Here is a 13537-nt window from a genome sequence, read left to right on the forward strand (position 1 = left end):
GGCATGGTCGACATCACGGTGCGGGGCACGGCCCTCGAGCGCGCGAGCGCAGAGCTGGCGACGGTGACGGTGCACTCCCGGTGGAGCGCGTCGAGCGCGGAGGCAGCGATGCGGGCGGTCGCGGATGCCCACGCGCGCATCGTCGCCGACGCCCAGGCGCACGAGGCCGCAGGCGCCGCGGCGTCCTGGCACGCCGACCGCGTGTGGATCTCGCACCACGAGGAGTGGGTCGGCGAGGGAGAGCCGCGTCGCTCGGTCTACACGGCCAGCGCAGCGGTGACCGTGCGCTTCACCGACTTCGAGGCGCTCGGCACGTGGATCGGCAGTGTCGGCGTGCACAAGACGCACGAGGTGGGCGGCATCGAGTGGTCGCTCACCGACGCCACCGTGCGGGAGCGCTCGCGCGTCGCCCGTGCGCGAGCGATCGCCGACGCGGTCGAGCGCGCCGCCGACTACGCGAGCGCCGCGGGGCTCGGCTCGCCCGTCGTCGACGCCATCCAGGAGCCCGGCACGACGCCGCCCGCGATGCCCATGGCCAAGGGTGCCGCGCGCATGGCGACGATGTCGGCAGAGGCGGATGCGGCTCCCGCGGTCTCGCTCGAGGCCGGCGAGATCGAGGTCAGTGCGGCCGTCGAGGTGCGCTTCGTGGTCGATCCGCCGAGCGGAAGCGGCGAGGCTCCGGCCGTCGGCCGGGCGAGCTGGGCATCGCAGGCCCAGTAGCCTGGAGGCATGAGCCTCTCCGTCGCCGTCGCAGGCGCGAGCGGATACGCAGGTGGCGAGCTGCTGCGGCTGCTCGCGCAGCACCCGGAGCTCGACGTGCGCACGGTCACCGCGCACTCGAACGCCGGCCAGCCCCTCGTCTCCGTGCACTCGAACCTGCGCTCCCTCGCATCGCTGACCTTCCAGGAGACCTCGCCTGAGGTGCTCGCGGGGCACGACGTCGTCTTCCTCGCGCTGCCGCACGGGCACTCCGGCGCGCTCGCCGCGCAGCTGCCCGAGTCGACGCTCGTCGTCGACGCGGGTGCCGATCACCGGCTCGAGAGCGCCGATGACTGGCAGGCCTTCTACGGCAGCGAGCACTCGGGCACCTGGCCCTACGGCATGCCCGAGCTCATCCTCGCCGACGGGGGCCGGCAGCGCCGCGAGCTGCGCGCCGCGCGTCGCATCGCCGTGCCGGGCTGCAACGCCACCGCGGTGACGCTCGCGATCGCGCCAGGCATCGCCGCCGGCCTCATCGACACCACCGCCATCACCTCGGTGCTCGCCGTCGGCTCCTCCGGCGCCGGCCGGGCGGCGAAGACGAACCTGCTGGCCGCCGAGCTCACGGGCTCGGCGACGCCCTACGGCGTCGGCGGCACGCACCGCCACCTGCCCGAGATCGCGCAGAACCTGCGCGCTGCCGGCGCCGAGCGCATCCGCCACTCGTTCACGCCGGTGCTCGTGCCCATGTCGCGCGGCATCCTCGCGACCGTCACGGCGCCGCTCGTCGGCGACGCGACGGCCGAGCTCGTGCGCTCTGCCTGGCTGAGTGCCTACGGCGATGAGGCGTTCATCCACATCACGCCCGCCGGCGAGTACCCGCGCACCGCCGACGTGGTGGGCTCCAACGCCGTGCACCTGGGCATCGGGCTCGACGAGGCAGCGGGGCGCGTCGTCGTCATCGCTGCGATCGACAACCTCGGCAAGGGCACGGCGGGCGCCGCGATCCAGTCGGCGAACATCGCGCTCGGCTTCGACGAGGGCCTCGGCCTCTCGATCGACGGGGTCGCGCCGTGAGCGTCACAGCAGCGAGGGGCTTCCGGGCCGCGGGCGTGACCGCCGGGCTCAAGGCGAGCGGCGGGCTCGACGTCGCCCTCGTCGTCAACGATGGCCCGCTCTCGGCGGCAGCCGGCGTCTTCACCGCCAACCGCGCGAAGGCCAATCCGGTGCTCTGGAGCCAGCAGGCCCTCGCGGGCGGCAGCGCGCGCGCCGTCATCCTCAACTCCGGTGGTGCCAACTGCTTCACCGGCGCCTTCGGCTTCCAGACCACGCACCAGACCGCCGAGCGCGTCGCCGAGCGGCTGAGCGCTGCCGGGGTGCCCATCGGCGCGATCGACGTGCAGGTCTGCTCGACCGGCCTCATCGGCATCGGCGACGAGACCTTCCGGCAGGGGGTGCTCCGCGGCGTCGACATGGCGGCGGATGCGCTGGCGCGCTCCGGTGGGGACGACGCGGCCGCCGCCATCATGACGACCGACAACCACCCGAAGCAGGCGGTCGCCGCGGGCGCCGAGGGTGCCTGGACGGTCGGCGGCATGGCGAAGGGGGCCGGCATGCTGGCCCCGGGCCTCGCGACCATGCTCGTCGTGCTCACGACCGACGCGGTCGCCGACTCGGCAGTGCTCGACCGCGCGCTGCGCGCGGCGACCCGGGTGACGTTCGACCGGCTCGACTCCGACGGCTGCATGTCCACGAACGACACGGTCCTGCTGCTCGCGAGCGGCGCGTCCGGCACCACGCCAGACGAGGCCGAGCTGACCGCCGCGGTCACCGCGGTCTGCGATGACCTGGCCGCGCAGCTGCAGCTCGACGCCGAGGGCGCGAGCCACGACATCACGATCGAGGTGCGCTCGGCCGAGAGCGAGGACGACGCGGTCGTCGTCGCGCGCTCGGTGGCGCGCTCGAACCTCTTCAAGGCGGCGATCTTCGGCAACGATCCCAACTGGGGCCGCGTGCTGGCGGCGATCGGCACGACCGATGCGGCCTTCGACCCCTACGCGGTCGACGTCTCCTTCAACGGGGTGCGCGTCTGCCACGCGGGCGAGCCCGACCGCCCGCGCGAGGAGGTCGACCTGGCGCCGCGCGCGACCCACATCGTGATCGACCTCTTCGCGGGCGACGCGACCGCGAGCATCCGCACCAACGACCTCACCCACGACTACGTCCACGAGAACTCCGCATATGCCAGCTGAGACCCGCGCCGCCGAGCTCGCGCAGAAGGCCGAGACGCTCATCGAGTCGCTGCCGTGGCTCGAGCGCTATCGCGGCGCCACGATGGTCGTGAAGTACGGCGGCAACGCGATGATCAGCGAGGAGCTGCAGCGCGCCTTCGCCGAGGACATGGTGTACCTCCGCCACGTCGGCATCTCGCCGGTCGTCGTGCACGGGGGAGGCCCGCAGATCAGCGAGGCGCTGCGCATCCACGGCATCGAGAGCGAGTTCCGCGGCGGCTACCGCGTGACGAGCCGCGAGGCGATGGACGTCGTGCGGATGGTGCTCACCGGCCAGGTGGCGCGCACGCTCGTCTCGCTCATCAACCGGCACGGGCCGCTCGCCGCGACCCTCTCGGGCGAGGACGCCGGCCTCTTCACCGGCCGACGGCGCGGCACCGTGGTCGATGGGGAGGATGTGGACCTCGGCCAGGTGGGCGACGTCGTCGCGGTCGACCCGGCCCCGGTGCAGCGGCTGCTCGACGCGGGGCTCATCCCGGTCGTGTCGTCGATCGCGCCCGATGGCGATGCGCCGGGGGAGTCGCTCAACGTGAACGCGGATGCGGCTGCCGCGGCGCTCGCGGCTGCGCTCGGCGCCGCGAAGCTCGTGATCCTCACCGACGTCGAGGGCCTCTACCGCGACTGGCCCGACCGCTCGAGCCTCGTGAGCGAGCTGACCGACGTCGAGCTCGACGACCTGCTGCCGAGCCTCGAGTCGGGCATGATCCCGAAGATGCAGGCGTGCCTGACCGCGGTGCGCGCCGGCGTGCCGAAGGCCGCGATCATCGACGGCCGCGCGCCGCACTCGATCCTCACCGAGCTCTTCACGACCGCGGGCTCCGGCACCGAGGTCGTCCCCGCATCCGCACCGCTGCCTTCCCCCGGCACCCCCGACCACCCCTCCGACAAGGAGCACGCATGACGCGCCACTTCCTCCGCGACGACGACCTGAGCCCCGCCGAGCAGCGCGAGGTGCTCGAGCGAGCGGCGCGCATGAAGGCCGACCGCTGGGCCGAGCGCCCGCTCGAGGGGCCGCAGTCGGTCGCCGTCATCTTCGACAAGTCGTCGACGCGCACGCGCGTCTCGTTCCACGTCGGCATCTCCGACCTCGGCGGCTCGCCGCTCATCATCTCGACGGCCTCGAGCCAGCTGGGTGGCAAGGAGACCGCGGCCGACACCGCGCGGGTGCTCGAGCGCCAGGTCGCCGCGATCGTGTGGCGCACGTACGCGCAGGCCGGGCTCGAGGAGATGGCGGATGGCACGACCGTGCCCGTCGTCAACGCGCTCTCCGACGACTTCCACCCGTGCCAGCTGCTCGCCGATCTGCTGACGATGCAGGAGCACAAGGGCGAGCTCGCCGGCCTCACCGTCGCGTTCGTCGGCGACGGGCGCTCCAACATGGGTCAGTCCTACCTGCTCGCGTGCGCGACCGCAGGCATGCACGTGCGTGTCGCCTCGCCCGAGTCGCACGAGCCCGAGCCCGACGTGATCGCGGCCGCCGTGCGCATCGCCGAGCAGACCGGCGGCAGTGCCGCCGTCGTGCGCAGCGCATCCGAGGCCGTCGCGGGCGCCGACGTCGTCGTCACCGACACGTGGGTCTCGATGGGCAAGGAGGAGGAGAAGGCCGAGCGCGTCGCGACCTTCGGCGACTTCCGGGTCGATCAGGCGCTGATGGCGCAGGCGAAGGCGGACGCGGTGTTCATGCACTGCCTGCCGGCCGACCGCGGCTTCGAGGTGACCGCCGATGTGATCGACGGCCCGCAGTCGATCATCTGGGACGAGGCGGAGAATCGCCTCCACGCGCAGAAGGCGCTGCTCGCCTGGCTGCTCGAGCGGGCAGACGGATGAGCGCCGCGCAGCAGGGCGGCGACGCCCACGGCACGAACGAGGGCTCGCTCTGGGGCGGCCGCTTCGCATCGGGCCCGAGCCCCGAGATGGCTCGGCTGTCGAAGTCGACGCAGTTCGACTGGCGGCTCGCGCAGCTCGACATCCGCGGCTCGAAGGCGCACGCCACCGCGCTGCACGCCGCCGGCCTCCTCGACGACGAGCAGCTGACCGCGATGCGGGGCGCGCTCGACGAGCTGAGCGGGCAGGTGCGCACGGGCGCCTTCGTCGCGGCGGAGTCCGACGAGGACGTCCACGGTGCGCTCGAGCGCGGCCTGATCGAGATCGCCGGGCCCGACCTCGGCGGCCGGCTCCGCGCCGGCCGCTCGCGCAACGACCAGATCGCCACGCTCGTGCGGGTGTGGATGCTGGAGGAGACCGTGGAGGTCGCCCGCGGCATCCGCGCGGTGATCGAGGCGCTCCGCATGCAGGCCGACGCGCATCCCGACGCGCCGATGCCCGGCCGCACCCACCTGCAGCACGCGCAACCGGTGCTGCTCTCGCACCACCTGCTGGCCCACGCGTGGCCGCTGCTGCGCGACCTCGAGCGCCTCGCCGACTGGCGGGGGCGGGCGGGGGGGTCGCCCTATGGTGCCGGCGCCCTCGCCGGCTCGACCCTCGGCCTCGACCCGGCCCTCGTCGCTCGCGAGCTCGGTCTCGCCGCCCCCAGCCCGAACTCCATCGACGCCACGGCGGCGCGCGACGTGGTGGCCGAGCTCACCTTCGTGCTGACGATGACGGCGATCGACCTCTCGCGGCTGGCCGAGGAGGTCATCTTCTGGTCGACCCGCGACGTCGCCTTCGTCAGGCTGCACGACGCCTTCTCGACCGGGTCGTCGATCATGCCGCAGAAGAAGAACCCCGACATCGCAGAGCTGGCGCGCGGCAAGGCGGGTCGCCTGATCGGCGACCACGCTGGCCTGCTCGCGACGCTGAAGGCGCTGCCGCTGGCCTACAACCGCGACCTGCAGGAGGACAAGGAGCCGGTCTTCGACGCGGTCGACCAGCTGCAGGTGCTGCTGCCGGCCTTCGCCGGCATGGTGGCGACCCTCGAGTTCGACGAGGGGCGGATGCGCGCGGGGGCCGCCGCGGGCTACGCGCTCGCGACGGACGTGGCCGAGTGGCTGGTGCGCCGGCGCGTGCCGTTCCGGGATGCGCACGAGATCTCGGGCGCGCTCGTGCGACTGTGCGAGCAGCGCGGCATCGAGCTCGACGAGGCGAGCGACGAGGACTACCGCTCGATCTCCGAGCACCTGACGCCGGAGGTGCGCGAGGTGCTCACGGTGGATGGTGCGATCGCGTCGCGCTCGGGCATCGGCGGCACGGCGGGCACGGCGGTCGCCGAGCAGCGGCGCGCGCTCGACGAGCGGCTCGGACGACTCGGGTAGGTTCGAGGGCGTGATCGAACCCGCACCCATCCAGCTCGACCCGGCATTCGGCAACGTCTGGGACGAGCTGCAGTATCGCGGCAGCGTGCACGTCTCGACCGACCCCGAGGCCCTGGAGCAGCTGCTGGGCGGCGAGCCGATCACCTACTACTGCGGATTCGACCCGACGGCGCCGAGCCTGCACCTGGGCAACCTCGTGCAGCTCATCGTCATGCGGCGGCTGCAGCTCGCGGGGCACAAGCCGCTCGCGCTGGTGGGCGGATCGACCGGCTTGATCGGGGACCCGAAGCCGACGAGCGAGCGGCAGCTGAACGAGCGCGAGACCGTCGCCGAGTGGGTCACCTACCTGCAGGCGCAGGTGCTGCGCTTCCTCTCGGACGAGGGCGAGAACGCGGTGCGGCTCGTCAACAACCTCGACTGGACGGCGCCGATGTCGACGGTCGACTTCCTCCGCGAGGTCGGGAAGCACTTCCGGGTCGGCACGATGCTGCGCAAGGACGCGGTGGCGTCCCGCATGGAGTCGGATGAGGGGATCTCCTACGCCGAGTTCAGCTACCAGGTGCTGCAGGGGCTCGACTTCCGAGAGCTGCACCTCCGCTACGGCTGCGTGCTGCAGACCGGTGGCAGCGACCAGTGGGGCAACCTCGTCTCGGGCACGGAGCTGCTGCGCAAGGCGGAGGGTGTGCATGCGCACGCCATCGGCACGCCGCTGATCACGGACGCGGACGGCACGAAGTTCGGCAAGAGCGAGGGCAACGCCGTCTGGCTCGATGCGAAGCTCACCACGCCGTACGCGATGTACCAGTTCTGGCTCAACCAGGACGACGCGATCGTCGTGCAGCTGCTGAAGACCTTCACGTTCCTGCCGTCGGCTCGGATCGAGGAGCTCGCGCAGGCGACGATCGACGCGCCGTTCCGCCGTGAGGCGCAGAAGGAGCTCGCCGTGCAGGTCACGTCGTTCATCCACGGCGCAGAGGAGACGCAGCGCGCCATCGATGCCTCGGCCGCGCTGTTCGGGTCCGGCGACCTCGACGCCCTCGACGAGCCGACGCTCGCTGCGGCGGTCGCCTCGCTCGACAAGCAGGCGACGGCTACCCCGGATGCGCCGGTCCTGCAGCTGCTGCAGGAGACCGGTCTGGTCTCGACGCTGTCGGAGGGTCGCCGGGCGTTCGCCCAGGGTGGGGTGAGCGTCAACAACGAGCGGGTCGACGACGCCAATGCGACGCTCGAGGGTCGACTCCTGCACGGCAGGTTCGCGGTGCTGCGTCGCGGCAAGAAGACGCTCGCGGGCATCGACGCGGGCGCAGACGCCTGACTCGAGGGCAGCACGGACACGACGGGGGCCTGCGGGCCCCCGTCGTCGTCTGCCCGGGAAAAGCGGGGCGACACGCCCGGGATGCACACGCTTTGCGGACGAGCCCGCACGTCCGTGTAATGTTTCTACCTGTCACCCCAAAGACGCAGAGCCGAGAGGCCAGCGGATCAAGAGGGACCACCTCCTCGCCGATCGGCACCACGCACTTGCGTGCTGAGCCGGAACGCGAGTACGGTGACAATCCACTTCAACGATGAACGTGCGGAGCGCACGGCCGGCAGCGAGAGCAGTCGGCCCGCGCATCATGACGGCTGCTCAGTCGTCCCTCCCCGCGTGCCCGCATCGCGGTCACTGGGAGCAGGGAACGAGCGTCCAGCTGACGTGAGATTCCGCACGGCGTGTCGAATTGACATGGTCCGAGAAGTGGTTATGATTGAGAAGTTGCCTCGGCGCTGATCCCTGATGGGGGGAAGCACGGGAGCGTCCGATCCTTGAGAACTCAACAGCGTGCACAATGTCATATGCCAAATTATTTACTCGTCCTGCCTTCGGGCAGAACGATTCCTTTGGATGAGACAGATTGTCAGTAGACAGTCTTTTTTGTCAGTTTCAAACTCGCTGCCGCCTGGTTTTTCTGGGTGGTATGCATCTTTTCTTTACGGAGAGTTTGATCCTGGCTCAGGACGAACGCTGGCGGCGTGCTTAACACATGCAAGTCGAACGATGAAGGAGGAGCTTGCTCCTCTGGATTAGTGGCGAACGGGTGAGTAACACGTGAGCAATGTGCCCTTGACTCTGGAATAAGCGCTGGAAACGGCGTCTAATACCGGATACGACCTTCGGAGGCATCTCCTGGGGGTGGAAAGAATTTCGGTCAAGGATCAGCTCACGGCCTATCAGTTAGTTGGTGAGGTAATGGCTCACCAAGACGACGACGGGTAGCCGGCCTGAGAGGGTGACCGGCCACACTGGGACTGAGACACGGCCCAGACTCCTACGGGAGGCAGCAGTGGGGAATATTGCACAATGGGCGCAAGCCTGATGCAGCAACGCCGCGTGAGGGACGACGGCCTTCGGGTTGTAAACCTCTTTTAGCAGGGAAGAAGCGAGAGTGACGGTACCTGCAGAAAAAGCACCGGCTAACTACGTGCCAGCAGCCGCGGTAATACGTAGGGTGCAAGCGTTGTCCGGAATTATTGGGCGTAAAGAGCTCGTAGGCGGTTTGTCACGTCTGCTGTGAAATCCCGAGGCTCAACCTCGGGCTTGCAGTGGGTACGGGCAGACTAGAGTGCGGTAGGGGAGATTGGAATTCCTGGTGTAGCGGTGGAATGCGCAGATATCAGGAGGAACACCGATGGCGAAGGCAGATCTCTGGGCCGTAACTGACGCTGAGGAGCGAAAGCATGGGGAGCAAACAGGCTTAGATACCCTGGTAGTCCATGCCGTAAACGTTGGGAACTAGATGTGGGGACCATTCCACGGTCTCCGTGTCGTAGCTAACGCATTAAGTTCCCCGCCTGGGGAGTACGGCCGCAAGGCTAAAACTCAAAGGAATTGACGGGGGCCCGCACAAGCGGCGGAGCATGCGGATTAATTCGATGCAACGCGAAGAACCTTACCAAGGCTTGACATATGCGAGAACGCACTGGAGACAGTGAACTCTTTGGACACTCGTATACAGGTGGTGCATGGTTGTCGTCAGCTCGTGTCGTGAGATGTTGGGTTAAGTCCCGCAACGAGCGCAACCCTCGTCCTATGTTGCCAGCACGTTATGGTGGGAACTCATGGGATACTGCCGGGGTCAACTCGGAGGAAGGTGGGGATGAGGTCAAATCATCATGCCCCTTATGTCTTGGGCTTCACGCATGCTACAATGGCCGGTACAATGGGCTGCGATACCGTAAGGTGGAGCGAATCCCAAAAAGCCGGTCTCAGTTCGGATTGAGGTCTGCAACTCGACCTCATGAAGTCGGAGTCGCTAGTAATCGTAGATCAGCAACGCTACGGTGAATACGTTCCCGGGCCTTGTACACACCGCCCGTCAAGTCATGAAAGTCGGTAACACCCGAAGCCGGTGGCCTAACCTTTTGGAGGGAGCCGTCGAAGGTGGGATCGGTGATTAGGACTAAGTCGTAACAAGGTAGCCGTACCGGAAGGTGCGGCTGGATCACCTCCTTTCTAAGGAGCATCTCGTCGGTTCGCCGGCGCAGAGCCACTTCGGTCGCCATGTCGATCGGTGGTCAGCTCATGGGTGGAACATTGACATTGGTGCTCGAGGGATCGAGCTCTGCTCAGTACGGCTGCTTCGGCGGTCTGGAACGGTGGGGTTCGGGGTTCTCGGGTGCATGCACGCTGTTGGGTCCTGAGGGACCGGACGGCGCCTTTTGGCGTTGGATGACCCTCGGACCGGCCGGTTGTTGCGCGTATGCGTTTCGATCGTCGGTACCGACCGTAAGTTGAGAACTACACAGTGGACGCGAGCATCTTAGATTCGGGCTTCGGCTCGAGTCTTGATGATCTATATAGATCATTGGTCGCCATCGTTTCGACGGTGGTGTCCTAACCAAAATACTCATGTATGTGGTCAAGTTTCTAAGAGCAAACGGTGGATGCCTTGGCATCTGGAGCCGATGAAGGACGTAGTAATCTGCGATAAGCCTCGGGGAGCTGATAAACGAGCTTTGATCCGAGGATCTCCGAATGGGGAAACCCCGCTGGGCAGCGTGCTGACCCGGTGACTCCCGCCTGAATATATAGGGCGGGTAGAGGGAACGTGGGGAAGTGAAACATCTCAGTACCCACAGGAAGAGAAAACAACAGTGATTCCGTAAGTAGTGGCGAGCGAACGCGGAAGAGGCTAAACCGATCGTGTGTGATAGCCGGCAGGCGTTGCACGATCGGGGTTGTGGGACATCTCAGCTGATCTGCCGATCAGCAAGCGTGACAGACCGCGGTAGGCGAAGGACTTGGAAAGGTCCATCACAGAGGGTGACAATCCCGTAGCCGAAACCGTGCGATGGCGCGAGGTTCATCCCAAGTAGCACGGGGCCCGAGAAATCCCGTGTGAATCAGCCAGGACCACCTGGTAAGCCTAAATACTCCCAGATGACCGATAGCGGACAAGTACCGTGAGGGAAAGGTGAAAAGTACCCCGGGAGGGGAGTGAAATAGTACCTGAAACCGTTTGCTTACAAACCGTTGGAGCAGCCCTAGTAGCTGTGACAGCGTGCCTTTTGAAGAATGAGCCTGCGAGTTAGCGATATGTGGCGAGGTTAACCCGTGTGGGGTAGCCGTAGCGAAAGCGAGTCTGAATAGGGCGATTCAGTCGCATGTCCTAGACCCGAAGCGAAGTGATCTATCCATGGCCAGGTTGAAGCGAGGGTAAGACCTCGTGGAGGACCGAACCCACTTAGGTTGAAAACTGAGGGGATGAGCTGTGGATAGGGGTGAAAGGCCAATCAAACTTCGTGATAGCTGGTTCTCTCCGAAATGCATTTAGGTGCAGCGTTGCGTGTTTCTTGCCGGAGGTAGAGCTACTGGATGGCCGATGGGCCCCAAAAGGTTACTGACGTCAGCCAAACTCCGAATGCCGGTAAGTGAGAGCGCAGCAGTGAGACGGTGGGGGATAAGCTTCATCGTCGAGAGGGAAACAACCCAGACCACCGACTAAGGTCCCTAAGCGCGTGCTAAGTGGAAAAGGATGTGAAGTTGCTTAGACAACCAGGAGGTTGGCTTAGAAGCAGCCACCCTTGAAAGAGTGCGTAATAGCTCACTGGTCAAGTGATTTTGCGCCGACAATGTAACGGGGCTCAAGCACGCCACCGAAGTCGTGGAATTCGTACAACAGCTCGGCAGCTTCGGCTGTCCAGGCGTACGGATTGGTAGGAGAGCGTCGTGTGGCGAGTGAAGCGGCGGAGGAATCCAGCCGTGGACGCCACACGAGTGAGAATGCAGGCATGAGTAGCGAAAGACATGTGAGAAACATGTCCTCCGAAAGACCAAGGGTTCCAGGGTCAAGCTAATCTTCCCTGGGTAAGCCGGGACCTAAGGCGAGGCCGACAGGCGTAGTCGATGGACATCAGGTTGATACTCCTGAGCTGACGAAGAACCGCCCAAGCCAAACCAGTAATGCTAAGAGTCCGAATCCTTGGACCGATCCCTTCGGGGTGACGTCCTTGGCCTAGCACTCGACCCTATGCTGGGGCGGCTAGCGTATTAACAGGTGTGACGCAGGAAGGTAGCAGAACCGGGCCGATGGTTGAGTCCGGGTAAGCCGTAGGGCGTGGGATAGGCAAATCCGTCCCACACATAGCCTGAGAGCTTTGCCGAACCCTAGAGGGAAGTCTGTGATCCTATGCTGCCAAGAAAAGCATCGACGCGAGGTTCAAGTCACCCGTACCCCAAACCAACTCAGGTGGTCAGGTAGAGAATACTAAGGAGATCGAGAGAATCGTGGTTAAGGAACTCGGCAAAATGCCCCCGTAACTTCGGGAGAAGGGGGGCCTGAGGCGTGACGGCACTTGCTGCCGGAAGCGTTTGAAGGCCGCAGAGACCAGTGGGAAGCGACTGTTTACTAAAAACACAGGTCCGTGCGAAGACGCAAGTCGATGTATACGGACTGACGCCTGCCCGGTGCTGGAAGGTTAAGAGGAAGGGTTAGCGCAAGCGAAGCTCAGAATTTAAGCCCCAGTAAACGGCGGTGGTAACTATAACCATCCTAAGGTAGCGAAATTCCTTGTCGGGTAAGTTCCGACCTGCACGAATGGCGTAACGACTTCCCAGCTGTCTCAACCGCGAACTCGGCGAAATTGCACTACGAGTAAAGATGCTCGTTACGCGCAGCAGGACGGAAAGACCCCGTGACCTTTACTACAGCTTGGTATTGGTGTTCGGTGTGGCTTGTGTAGGATAGGTGGGAGACTGTGAAGCTCGGACGCTAGTTCGGGTGGAGTCAATGTTGAAATACCACTCTGGTCACTCTGGATATCTAACTTCGAACCGTAATCCGGTTCAGGGACAGTGCCTGGTGGGTAGTTTAACTGGGGCGGTTGCCTCCCAAAAAGTAACGGAGGCGCCCAAAGGTTCCCTCAACCTGGTTGGCAATCAGGTGTCGAGTGTAAGTGCACAAGGGAGCTTGACTGTGACAGTGACAACTGGAGCAGGGACGAAAGTCGGGACTAGTGATCCGGCAGTGGCTTGTGGAAGCGCTGTCGCTCAACGGATAAAAGGTACCTCGGGGATAACAGGCTGATCTTGCCCAAGAGTCCATATCGACGGCATGGTTTGGCACCTCGATGTCGGCTCGTCGCATCCTGGGGCTGGAGTAGGTCCCAAGGGTTGGGCTGTTCGCCCATTAAAGCGGCACGCGAGCTGGGTTTAGAACGTCGTGAGACAGTTCGGTCCCTATCCGCTGCGCGCGTTGGAAGTTTGAGAGGATCTGACCCTAGTACGAGAGGACCGGGTTGGACGAACCTCTGGTGTGTCAGTTGTTCCGCCAGGAGCACCGCTGATTAGCTACGTTCGGGATGGATAACCGCTGAAAGCATCTAAGCGGGAAGCCGGCCTCAAGATGAGACTTCCATGCCTTCGGGCGAGAGGCTCCCAGCCAGACTACTGGGTTGATAGGCCGGATGTGGAAGTGGGGACTAACGACCCATGAAGCTGACCGGTACTAATAAGCCGATGACTTGATAACATATATATGAGCTTGCTGCTCGCGTCCACTTTGTGGTTCTCGATGTACGGTCGAGAACCGCAGCCCTCCACCCCGTGTGGAGAGCTGTGCAGACTGAAACATCAACAGTGTTTCGGCGGCCATAGCGAGAGGGAAACGCCCGGTCACATTCCGAACCCGGAAGCTAAGGCTCTCAGCGCCGATGGTACTGCAGGGGGGACCCTGTGGGAGAGTAGGACACCGCCGGACTTCTTTTGGAAAGGGGCCCCAGATTCGTCTGGGGCCCCTTTTTCCGTTTGTGCCACGA

Annotated in this window: 7 protein-coding genes and 3 rRNA genes; all 10 read left to right on the forward strand. The window is 65.4% G+C overall.

Annotated features, from left to right (window positions below):
- Positions 1 to 3 precede the first annotated feature (3 nt).
- On the forward strand, positions 4 to 720 hold the full coding sequence (locus BQ6202_RS03930; protein ID WP_072313123.1) for an SIMPL domain-containing protein: 717 nt from the start codon (positions 4 to 6) through the stop codon (positions 718 to 720).
- Positions 721 to 729: 9 nt separating this feature from the next.
- Positions 730 to 1776, forward strand: a complete 1047-nt coding sequence (argC, locus tag BQ6202_RS03935; protein ID WP_072313124.1) for an N-acetyl-gamma-glutamyl-phosphate reductase — start codon at positions 730 to 732, stop codon at positions 1774 to 1776.
- Positions 1773 to 2951: a bifunctional glutamate N-acetyltransferase/amino-acid acetyltransferase ArgJ gene (argJ, locus tag BQ6202_RS03940; protein WP_072313125.1), complete on the forward strand. Its 1179-nt coding sequence runs from the start codon at positions 1773 to 1775 to the stop codon at positions 2949 to 2951. The genes argC and argJ overlap by 4 nt, the downstream gene beginning before the upstream one ends.
- Entirely contained in the window at positions 2941 to 3891 is a 951-nt protein-coding gene (gene argB, locus BQ6202_RS03945) for an acetylglutamate kinase (protein ID WP_072313126.1), read from the forward strand. The genes argJ and argB overlap by 11 nt, the downstream gene beginning before the upstream one ends.
- On the forward strand, positions 3888 to 4817 hold the full coding sequence (argF, locus tag BQ6202_RS03950; RefSeq protein ID WP_072313127.1) for an ornithine carbamoyltransferase: 930 nt from the start codon (positions 3888 to 3890) through the stop codon (positions 4815 to 4817). Before argB ends, argF begins: the two co-directional genes overlap by 4 nt.
- The gene (gene argH / locus BQ6202_RS03955; RefSeq protein WP_072313128.1) at positions 4814 to 6241 is read left to right on the forward strand and encodes an argininosuccinate lyase; all 1428 of its coding nucleotides are present in this window, start codon (positions 4814 to 4816) and stop codon (positions 6239 to 6241) included. Before argF ends, argH begins: the two co-directional genes overlap by 4 nt.
- Positions 6242 to 6251: 10 nt before the next feature.
- Complete coding sequence (gene tyrS / locus BQ6202_RS03960; RefSeq protein ID WP_234946099.1) at positions 6252 to 7556, forward strand: tyrosine--tRNA ligase; 1305 nt, start codon at positions 6252 to 6254, stop codon at positions 7554 to 7556.
- 655 nt (positions 7557 to 8211) lie between these two features.
- Positions 8212 to 9734 (forward strand): 16S ribosomal RNA (locus BQ6202_RS03965).
- A gap of 404 nt (positions 9735 to 10138) precedes the next feature.
- Positions 10139 to 13251, forward strand: a 23S ribosomal RNA gene (locus tag BQ6202_RS03970).
- Positions 13252 to 13362: 111 nt separating this feature from the next.
- Positions 13363 to 13479 (forward strand): 5S ribosomal RNA (rrf, locus tag BQ6202_RS03975).
- Together the 16S, 23S and 5S rRNA genes form the textbook arrangement of a ribosomal RNA operon.
- Positions 13480 to 13537 lie beyond the last annotated feature (58 nt).

It is taken from the genome of Agrococcus sp. Marseille-P2731 (assembly GCF_900117395.1).
In the GTDB taxonomy this organism is placed as follows: domain Bacteria; phylum Actinomycetota; class Actinomycetes; order Actinomycetales; family Microbacteriaceae; genus Agrococcus.

Bases quoted from the DNA above. Each gene is read 5' to 3' on its own strand.
- BQ6202_RS03930 (WP_072313123.1), top strand. From the start codon at position 4: ATGGTCGACATCACGGTGCGGGGCACGGCCCTCGAGCGCGCGAGCGCA.
- argC (WP_072313124.1), top strand. From the start codon at position 730: ATGAGCCTCTCCGTCGCCGTCGCAGGCGCGAGCGGATACGCAGGTGGC.
- argB (WP_072313126.1), top strand. From the start codon at position 2,941: ATGCCAGCTGAGACCCGCGCCGCCGAGCTCGCGCAGAAGGCCGAGACG.
- argF (WP_072313127.1), top strand. From the start codon at position 3,888: ATGACGCGCCACTTCCTCCGCGACGACGACCTGAGCCCCGCCGAGCAG.
- argH (WP_072313128.1), top strand. From the start codon at position 4,814: ATGAGCGCCGCGCAGCAGGGCGGCGACGCCCACGGCACGAACGAGGGC.